Origin of the sequence: Chitinophaga sp., assembly GCF_035564935.1 — a bacterium.
In the GTDB taxonomy this organism is placed as follows: domain Bacteria; phylum Bacteroidota; class Bacteroidia; order Chitinophagales; family Chitinophagaceae; genus Chitinophaga.
Genome location: NZ_DATMTE010000684.1, coordinates 1 through 4,046 on the forward strand (window position 1 = coordinate 1; position 4,046 = coordinate 4,046).

At 48.9% G+C, this 4,046-nt stretch carries 4 protein-coding genes; all 4 read left to right on the forward strand.

The window, feature by feature from the left end:
• The coding region (locus tag VN105_RS17705) for a hypothetical protein (RefSeq protein ID WP_325642857.1) at positions 1 to 1,352 on the forward strand (1,352 nt) is incomplete at its 5' end.
• An 83-nt stretch (positions 1,353 to 1,435) separates the two neighbouring features.
• The gene (locus VN105_RS17710; protein ID WP_325642858.1) at positions 1,436 to 2,803 is read left to right on the forward strand and encodes a glycoside hydrolase family 140 protein; all 1,368 of its coding nucleotides are present in this window, start codon (positions 1,436 to 1,438) and stop codon (positions 2,801 to 2,803) included.
• A gap of 54 nt (positions 2,804 to 2,857) precedes the next feature.
• Positions 2,858 to 3,295, forward strand: a complete 438-nt coding sequence (locus VN105_RS17715) for a hypothetical protein (RefSeq protein WP_325642859.1) — start codon at positions 2,858 to 2,860, stop codon at positions 3,293 to 3,295.
• Positions 3,296 to 3,318: 23 nt separating this feature from the next.
• On the forward strand, positions 3,319 to 4,046 hold a 728-nt coding region (locus tag VN105_RS17720), incomplete at its 3' end, for a hypothetical protein (protein ID WP_325642860.1).

The following is a 4,046-nucleotide window of genomic DNA, read 5'->3' on the forward strand; positions in this document are numbered from 1 at the left end:
GCAGCGAATGGACCACCTATGATTTTGAAAAACTAAGTGAAGCGATAGAAGAGGTCACCGGGGTTTTGCTGAGTGTTACCACCCTGAAACGGCTGTGGGGAAAACTGAAATATACCAATATGCCGGCTACCACCACCCTGAATACGCTGGCGCAATATGCCGGGTATGCCGACTGGCGGGAGTTTAAGCGCCTTGTTGCGCCGGCGCCGGGGGAAAAAGCGGGGGCTTTCCCTGTAAAAGGAGATGTGACGCCCGCAAATGCAGTGACCAGTCCGTTGCCAGGCGATGCGGCAGCCTTGGCCAATACGGCGCCCGGGTATATTTCAGCAGGAAGTATTGCAAACAACCTGGAAGTATATAGCAGCGAAACAACCGGTTATCCTGCCAGCGCCGCTCCGCGGAAACGCCGTAAATGGCCCTACTGGTTGCTGGCCCTTTTACCGGCGGGCATCCTCGTATATGCTTTACTGTTATCCAACACCAAACCGGGAAAGCCGCTTAATACCGCCGCTTTTTCTTTTAGCTCCAACAAAATAGTAAGAGAGGGAGTGCCCAATTCTGTTATTTTCAACTACAACGCTGCTGCGGCAGGGGAAGATTCTGTTTTTATTTCGCAAAGCTGGGATATCCGGAGAAAGGTACCGGTATCTGCGAAGGAAAACACCTTTACCGCTATTTATTATACACCAGGTTATTTCAGGGCCAAATTAATGGTCAATAAACAAATTGTAAAAGAACATGACCTGATGATAGGCTCCGGTGGCTGGCTCGCATTGGTAGAGCAGGAGCCGGGCACACCCTTGTATTTCCGGAAGAACGAAGTGATGAAAGGAAACGGCGTAGAAGTAAATGAAACGCTGTTATCACAATATCACCTGCCCCTGCAACCCGTGCCGCCGGCGCTGCGTTTTTTTTATGTGCAGCCGTTCGGCGATCTTAAGAACGACCACTTTACTTTTGAAACTACGCTGAAAAGTGATTTCCGGCAGGGCACTGCTGCATGCCAACGGGTGGAATTACTGATCCTGTGTAAAAATGATGTGATCTTTATCCCGTTGTGTGCACCCGGTTGTGTAGGAGAGCTATCCCTGTTTGCCGCCGGCACTGCTATCAACAGCCGGAACGCCGATCTCTCGAAGTTTGGCGCCGATCTCGCACAGTGGGTAAAGCTGCGTGTGGTTACACACAACAGGCATATGCAGTTTTATGTGAATGATACCGCCGCTGCTGAACTGACCTTTTCCAATCCGCCTTCGGATATTGTAGGCGTACAATACCGCTTCTCCGGCACCGGTGCTGTAAAGGATACCCGCTTTACGAAAGACAGCACCGTGATTGAACTGCAACAGTAACTGCTGCCGGTTTATCTCCCGGAAAACAATAACCGCTGCATTTATTCCTGAAAAGCTTTATTTTTCTAAGGAATATTCCCATTATGAAAAATAAGTTACTGTTCCTGTGCAGCCTTCTTTATTGTATTGGCATCCGGGCGCAAATGCCGGAGCGATTGAAGGTATCGCCTGATGGGCATTACCTGCAATACGCCAACGGACAACCTTTTTTCTGGCTGGGCGATACCGGCTGGGAATTATTTCACCGGCTGGATACCGCTGAAATAAAATACTACCTGGATAACCGTGCCGGTAAAGGTTTTACCGTAATACAAGCCGTGGCGCTGGCGGAGTTCAATGGTATCCGTAAACCCAACCGCTACGGGCAGATTCCCTTCCTGGATGAAAATCCCGCAACTCCCAATAATGCTTATTTCATGCTGATAGACAGCACCATCCGCTGGGCAATGCAGCGGGGATTGTATATCGGGCTGCTTCCCACCTGGGGCGATAAAGTGACAAAGCTATGGGGCGAAGGGCCTGTGGTATTTGACAGTACTAACGCTTACACCTATGGGAAATGGATAGGCAGCAGGTACCGGGATGCTAAAAACATTATCTGGATACTGGGAGGCGACCGCCCGGCTGTAAAGGACAGCAGCGACTGGCGTCCTGTTTGGCGGGCAATGGCAAGGGGCATACAGGAAGGCACTGCAGGGCAATGTATTATTGCTTACCATCCCTCCGGGGGCAGCAGCAGTTCGCAATGGCTGCAACAGGAATCCTGGCTGAACATCCATATGTTCCAGAGCGGGCATGGCAGCGGGCATGATGTGCCATGCTGGGAATTTGTACGGAAACACCGGCAGCAATTACCGGTAACGCCCGTACTGGATGCAGAACCCAATTACGAAGATCATCCTGTGAATCCATGGCCCAAATGGAACCCCGACAATGGCTATTTCAGGGACTATGATGTGCGTAAGCAATTGTATCGCTCCGTATTTGCCGGCGCCTGTGGCGTTACTTACGGGCATCATGCAGTGTGGCAATTCATGAGCGCGCGTGAGGAAGCCATCAATTATCCCGACAGGGGCTGGATCAATGCGCTGGACCGGCCCGGTGCATTCCAGGCCGGTTATCTTCGCCGGCTTATTACCCTGCACGGCGCACTAAACCGTGTACCCGACCTTTCTCTGATCCTGTTGGGCCAGGGGGATGGCGGCGCACATATGGAAGCCTTCAGGGATATTGCGGGTACCTATCTTATGGTGTATTTGCCCATTGGTAAATCACTACGCGTGAACACTGCCGTTATAAAAGCTGCACGGTTGAACTGCTGGTGGTTTAACCCGCGCAATGCAGAAAAAACAAGCATCGGGGTTATAAAACAGGCGTCCGCCGTTACGTTTACACCGCCTGCTACCGGCGCAGGGAACGACTGGGTGCTGGTAGTGGAAGCAATGAAATGAAGAAGGTATAACCATAAACTTTAAATACTAATTTTAAAGCCTAATCTGCATATCATGAAAAAGGTATCCTATGACCCGAATGGTGGAAAACTATGGATAAGAATAGAAATGACCGGCATCTACTTTATTACTTACATCTACCAGATGTGGGCCGCTACCGCCGATGAACTGCCCATACTGACAAAACCCCTCCGGCAAAACAGCAACGAACTTCCCCAGCCGGACCATTACCTGGTGCAAAACGACTATAAACCCGGAGAACCGCTGATCAGCTTTAACAAAAGAGTGCTGGATATTTCCTTCAGGGTAAGGAAGTATAAAGACGATAATGGATATAAGTTAAAAGTAAGCGTGTTGCAGGGAGATGATTTTGATACCGCCAAAGTAATAGGCAGCGACCAGGTTGGTGCTGGTACTACCGCTACTTTAGGTACTGATGTTACCGGCAAAACAGAAGATATTTTACTACAGCTGATGGCTAAAAAGAATTGATGCTATCCTTTTAAAACCCTTGTATGTTACCATTGAGAAAGATAGGTTTGTTACTGTTGCTTGTTTCCTTCCAGGCATCTGCACAGTTTAAAACAGACAGTACCGAACATTACCTGCTGAACTTTTCTGTTCCGGACATGCCGGCCTTTAAGGCGCTGGGCGCAGATCCATCCAACCTGTTACGGCCCTCCGATATTCAAAAATTTGCCCTTAGCCTGTCTCCCTTTTATTCAAACGGGCAGGGCGTGATTCCCCGTAATTTTGCCGTGGAATTTTCTCCCGGTAAACTGGCCAGCAAGAACTGGACGCTGGAAGATTATGGTAAACGAAGGTTCTGGTATAATTCTTCCTTCAGCATCGGCGCTATTGTTGATTCAGGAAATGTATCTTCCAGGCTGGCAGTTGGCTACCGGTTTTCCATTGTCCGGAAAAGAGATGACCTATTACTGAACGCCGCCAAAAGAAAAGAGGTATTTATTGCACAGCAACAGGAACAGCTGGCGCTAAAGGAGTTTAAAAATAACTGGATCATTATTGTTCATAAAGAAGTACCACCGGCAGAACGCGCGCAGTATGGAAAAGACAATGACGCCGGGTTCTGGGATTTCGCGGAAAACAAAGCGGAAGAATATCTCAAAGAAAACCCGGATACTACTTTACAGGCCAGTTATGACGCCTTTAAGAAAGGATATGACAAGGATAAGAAAAAATACTACACGGCGGTAGACAGTCTCATAGAAAAATTCAAAAG